We start from the raw sequence: 5,584 nt of genomic DNA on the forward strand, positions 1-5,584 counted from the left end.
CTTCCATCTGGACTACTTGCTAAACCTGCCTGGGGTTAGCGTTTCCACTTGTACTCAAGTTGAGGGAAATATCTGCCTATAATTAGAGATTTTGGCAAGCGGTATAAGCTGTCCTCATTGTGGTAATTACACCCAACAAGTGGGATAAACTGCAATATCTAGCCAAGTCCAAGGTTTTGACGTTAGATCTGCTCGTTGAGCTGCCGTCGTGCCTAAGCGGGAATGTACCCAGATCCAGTTGAAGTAGCTGATGACCAAACGCAAGGTGATTTTTGTCTGCTCCCACACCTTACCAAATTTGTTTTGTTGTCGATGCCACCGCGATCGTTTGCTGCCGGATGATACCATTGGTTCGTTCTAACCGTTGCGTTAAAAGTTTACTAATGTAGTGGTCAACTTCTGTTGGTAAAACACGCTCATACCCTTGCCAACCATCAGTTCCCCATTCTTTGCACTCAGTCTTACCTTCACTACTGCTGACTAATTCCTGTGCTAAGGAGTTGGTATGCTTACCCACACGACCACACAAAATTAATCCACTTAATTGTGCCAAACTCCGACGCGATCCAACAATCTCCAACTTCGAGTTCCGTTGGCAGGCAGTGCTTCTGTGTTTTTCCACAAACGACCACCTAAGCGTCGGCAGCGATGGCATCCGTATCCACAGCTTGTACTTGAGCATTATGAATCAGTTGTGCTTTTTGGCTTCCGGCTCGAATCAAGCTGACTCCAGTATTGTAGGACAATCTACTAATCCGACTGATACCACGTAAGCTTGTTCCCTCGCAGTGTGCCTGTAAGACAATCCGAACTTTCTCCTCACTAACTTGCCGACGATAGTAAATTGTGTCAAAGGTATCAGTGAATGTTTGCTTACAGTTTGGGCACAGATATCGTTGACTGCCTTTGCTTGTTTTACCGTGTTTATGGGTCTTATTGTGGCTACATAGTGGGCAAGGCATGGCTTCGTGGAACAGGAGTAGTTTTCTTTACCTAAAACATAATATCAGTCCCACGCTTTGCTGATGCACTATCTCTTAATCCACACCAGTCTTGTGCCGTTACAACTGGCGAGCTGGTTTTTTTACCTCTTGGGTAAACTGGTTTTGAGCCTGATTTAACAAGCTTGCCTCTATTTCTGGCAGTGCTTGCTGTTTCCAGTTTTCTACTGCTCCTTCAATGTCATGCAAGCTTTGCGTTCCTAAATCTATCTCGTGTGCAGCAAGCTGACTTAAAATATTCCCTACTTCATCTCTAATCACAGTTTCCACTCTTACTCTCATAGTTCGCTCCTGCTGACGCTCGTTCCCACCCTTTTAGGGCACATCTCTCAGTCTACCGATATCAACAGATAATTTACAGGTGGTAGTATACTCGAGTAAGAGCTTATTTATAAAGTAAAGCTTAAGCGAGGCAGAAAGAAGAAAAATCAACAGTAGGATGCTCAATCGATCGTTAACACAAGCAGTTTATGTCTCACAAGCGTTATTCAACGGATTTAACCGATGCGGAATGGAAGATTCTAGCACCGCTAATTCCTGGGGCAAAAAAAGGTGGGTATCCTCGGACAACAGATATGCGAGCAGTCTGTAACGCTATATATTATCAACTCAAAACTGGTTGTCAGTGGGAATTACTGCCGCGTGATTTTCCCTCAAGTTCTACAGTCTACAGCTACTACAGAAAATGGCAACGTCTTGGTGTGTGGGAACAGATGAACCACTCCCCAACAGACCGACTACGTCAACAAATCGGTAAATTAACTCAACCCACTGCTGTTGCTGCCGATAGCCAATCGGTCTACCACACTTTCTAAGATACAAGGGGGGGAGGTCTACGGCTTTGATGGGGGTAAACGGGTGAAAGGACGCAAACGGCATATTCTCGTCGATAGTCTGGGGCTGCGATTAAAAGTCGTAGTTACTGAAGCCAACGCCAGTCAGAGAGTCGTTGCTGCCTATGCCTTGATGCTGCTGTTAGAAGAACGCGCTGAGGTGTTAGCAAAGGTGAAAGTGCTATGGGTAGATGCTGGGTATCAAGGAGATCATTTTGCCTTGGCGGTGTGGCTGATGATTCAAGCGAGTGTTGAAGTCATCCAGCGAACTGAAGCGGGATTTGAAGTCTTGCCCAAGCGGTGGGTGGTGGAACGTACTTTTGGCTGGTTGAACTGGTATCGTCGCCTCAGCAAAGGTTATGAGCGATTGCCGGAAATGAGTGAGCAGCGATTTATGCGGTGATGACTCGCCTTATGCTACGTCGATTAACTGCCTAAAGGTTGACTTTATAAATAGCTTATAAGACCACTAATTCATAAAAAAAAGTTTTTGCAACAGAACCGTTTGAATTACACCTGAGGAGGCTGGGATGTGGCTGAGGTAAAACTGACCCCTATGGAAACCAACCAGGAACCGAGCGGTGAGTTCGATGTAGCGATCGTCGGTGCCGGGTTCGCTGGACTATACATGCTGCACCGCCTGCGCGAACTTGGGCTTTCTGCTCGCGTGTTTGAGGCGGGTAGCGGTGTCGGCGGCACGTGGTTTTGGAATCGCTATCCAGGGGCGCGGTGCGATGTCGAGAGCATGGAGTATTCCTACCAGTTCTCCGATGAGCTACAGCAAGAGTGGGTGTGGACGGAGCGGTACGCCTCGCAACCGGAGATTCTGCGATATCTCAATCACGTTGCGGATCGCTTCGATCTACGGCGCGATATTCAACTCAACACGCGCGTGCTAGCCGCCACCTTCAACGAGACAGTAGGGCACTGGATCGTCGAGACGAGCGCGGGCAACCGAGTGACGGCGCAATTCTGCGTGATGGCGACGGGATGTCTCTCATCCACAAATACGCCGAATTTTAAAGGGCGCGATCGCTTTACAGGGCTGTCGTATCACACTGGCAACTGGCCTCACGAGGGAGTTGACTTCAACGGCAAGCGGGTTGGAGTCATCGGCACGGGTTCGTCTGCCATTCAGTCTATTCCCCTCATCGCGCAGCAGGCATCCCACCTCTTCGTGTTTCAGCGCACTCCCGCCTATACCGTTCCCGCGCACAACAGTCTGCTAGATTCAGAGGTGCAGCGAGAAGTCAAAGCCAACTACGCCAATTTCAGAGCGCGTAACAAGCTGCTGCCTTTCGGCATCAATATTCTTCACAACGAGGTTTCTGCGTTGGTGACACCGCCCCAAGAGCGACGGCGTGAATACGAGCAGCGATGGGCGCAGGGCGGGTTACCATTTCTCGGTGCGTTTGCCGACTTGTTGTTCAGCATGGAAGCTAACGACACGGCAGCAGAGTTTATTCAGGGAAAAATCCGCGAGATTGTGGACGATCCAGCCATTGCCGAGAAGCTGTCACCTCGCACTGTCGTCGGCTGCAAGCGCTTGTGCGTCGATACGGGGTACTACCAGACGTTCAATCGGTCGAACGTCACCTTGATCGACGTGAGTAGCTCGCCCATCGAGGAGATTACGAAACGCGGTCTCACGGTGAAGGGCAAAGAATACGAACTCGATGCTATTGTCTTCGCTACTGGATATGACGCGATGACGGGTTCATTGCTGAAAATCGATATTCGTGGCAAGGGCGGGCGAGCGCTCAAGCAGGCATGGGCTGAGGGACCGCGCACCTATCTCGGGCTTGCGACAGTTGGCTTCCCAAACCTGTTTACTATTACTGGTCCTGGCAGTCCTTCCGTGCTGACGAACATGATTCCGTCCATCGAGCAGCACGTTGAATGGATTGCCGACTGCATTTTCTACGTTCGCGATCGCGGCTTTGCGTGTATCGAGCCGACGCTTGCGGCGCAAGGTGCTTGGGTGAATCACGTTAATGAAGTGGCAGGTGCCACGCTCTTTCCTAGGTGCAACTCGTGGTATTTGGGGGCGAACATCCCTAGTAAGCCGCGCGTGTTCATGCCCTACCTCGGCTTCCCCCCATACGTGGAGAAATGCGACGACGTTGCCGCAAAAGGCTACGAAGGATTCGTATTGATTCGGGGCAATGACGACGAAAGACAGGCTACACTTCCCAGGGCAAACGCATCTAATGAATGCAAAACGATTGCTAATGAATGCCTTGGGCTAAAAAATTTGGGAAGAACACAACTGAGGACTACTTAAGGCTAACTCGGAAGATTCTAACCCCCAAATTCTGTTCTATAAACTCATTTCATCTCAGGATTCGATTAATTAATCCTCGGCTCTCTTTAAGATAGAGAGCTTAACCTGGCAGTTATTTTTTAGCTATTGTACCTATCTAAATAAAACAGACGTTAGGTATTCATTGTCCCATCCAGCTTTTAACCGTTTGTTTTTTATGCCAGTTTTAACTGACTTTTCTTGCTGCAAAAGATTATTAGCTATATGACGCAGGATGGCAAAGTTTTGCGGAGAATTATCTTTTCTTATCCGGCTATCATCTTCACGAAAAGCTACATCTAGTACCCAATGTAAGGAATTCTCAATCTTCCAATGTTGACGAACTGAATCAGCAAGTATTTTAGCATTATTCGGGAGGCTACTAATGAAATAGCGAGTCTCGATTTTCGTTTTCTCATTCACCGTTCTCATGACATCTATTCGACCTAGACTTTGCAGATTCTGCCACTCCCCTTCTAGATCTATTTGATGCCCAACATTACTTAACTGGACACAATATCTAGTCTCTTCTCGACCATGTGTCTCTTCCGATACACGAAATGTACTATGTGTAAATCCTTGATATTTACTCTTTAGTGCTTCCGAAAACAATGCTTCTACACGCTTATACAACGAGCCTTGGTTTTTCTTTAAACTAATAACGTAGTCCCGCAACTTGATTGGGCTATTAACTTCACAATTTCCTTCTGACAACCAATTGCATCTATCGTGACAATACATCCCTGTAGCGATAAAACTTTGAGCAATTCTGGGATAGCTGTAATTTCATTCGATTTCTCATCAACTTTAACTTGTCCTAAAACTAGTCTTTGCTCAGTCGCCCAGGCGCTGACCATATGAATAGCTCTCTTGTCGCTGCCCTCATCATAAGAGTGACGCAATGTTTTTCCATCGATTGCAACTACTTCTCCAGCAATCATTTTGCTCAGAGATCTTACCCAAATTAGAAAACAATTCTGAAACTGTTCTGGATCTAAACGGCTAAAAACTCTAGAAAACGTATCATGAGAAGGAATGCCATTGGGCAGTTCTAAAAATTGGTTCAACCATTCATGAATAGAATTGTCCATAAATTTCTATATCTACCCAGGTATCCGCTCCACAAATTACTGCACAGATAGCTATCGTAATGATATCGATTAATTTATGTCGTTTCGTTCGCTCGACTCTTGGATCTGACATTTGGGCAAAATGGTCAGCAATACTAATTTTCGGCTTCAACTTCATTGAACACAGCCAAGACGCTTATTTCTCCAAAAGAGCATTTGTTCCAGAATATCATCTTCGCCTTGGTATAAATTTAGATGCGTTTGCCCTGCTACACTTCCCGTGACTAACTAACGGGGTGCTATAGCAATCCTAGATAGCTTGTGGGAATAAGGAGAAGCCGATAAGCTAGAGAAACCTTTGTAGTTGCTCTCTCAATT

At 46.8% G+C, this 5,584-nt stretch carries 2 protein-coding genes and 3 pseudogenes; 2 read left to right on the forward strand and 3 right to left on the reverse strand.

The genetic code is table 11. The features are described 5' to 3' along the window. Nucleotides 1-126: 126 nt before the first annotated feature. Nucleotides 127-962 (reverse strand): annotated as a pseudogene (locus tag DSM107010_RS36600) (IS1 family transposase). Between the two features lie 99 nt (nucleotides 963-1,061). Continuing rightward, entirely contained in the window at nucleotides 1,062-1,283 is a 222-nt protein-coding gene (locus DSM107010_RS36605; protein ID WP_127025323.1) for a hypothetical protein, read from the reverse strand. Between the two features lie 188 nt (nucleotides 1,284-1,471). Between DSM107010_RS36605 and DSM107010_RS36610 the strand changes: the two are divergent. Then, nucleotides 1,472-2,272, forward strand: a pseudogene (locus DSM107010_RS36610) (IS5 family transposase). A gap of 118 nt (nucleotides 2,273-2,390) precedes the next feature. After that, entirely contained in the window at nucleotides 2,391-4,118 is a 1,728-nt protein-coding gene (locus DSM107010_RS36615) for a flavin-containing monooxygenase (RefSeq protein ID WP_106167752.1), read from the forward strand. Between the two features lie 132 nt (nucleotides 4,119-4,250). On the opposite strand, the pseudogene DSM107010_RS36620 reads toward DSM107010_RS36615, so the two are convergent. Further along, nucleotides 4,251-5,384 (reverse strand): annotated as a pseudogene (locus tag DSM107010_RS36620) (ISAs1 family transposase). Nucleotides 5,385-5,584: the final 200 nt, after the last annotated feature.

The organism is Chroococcidiopsis cubana SAG 39.79 (assembly GCF_003991895.1).
GTDB lineage: Bacteria > Cyanobacteriota > Cyanobacteriia > Cyanobacteriales > Chroococcidiopsidaceae > Chroococcidiopsis > Chroococcidiopsis thermalis.

Excerpts from the sequence above, each read along its gene's own strand:
- DSM107010_RS36605 (WP_127025323.1), bottom strand. The coding sequence starts at position 1,283 with ATGAGAGTAAGAGTGGAAACTGTGATTAGAGATGAAGTAGGGAATATT.
- DSM107010_RS36615 (WP_106167752.1), top strand. The coding sequence starts at position 2,391 with ATGGAAACCAACCAGGAACCGAGCGGTGAGTTCGATGTAGCGATCGTC.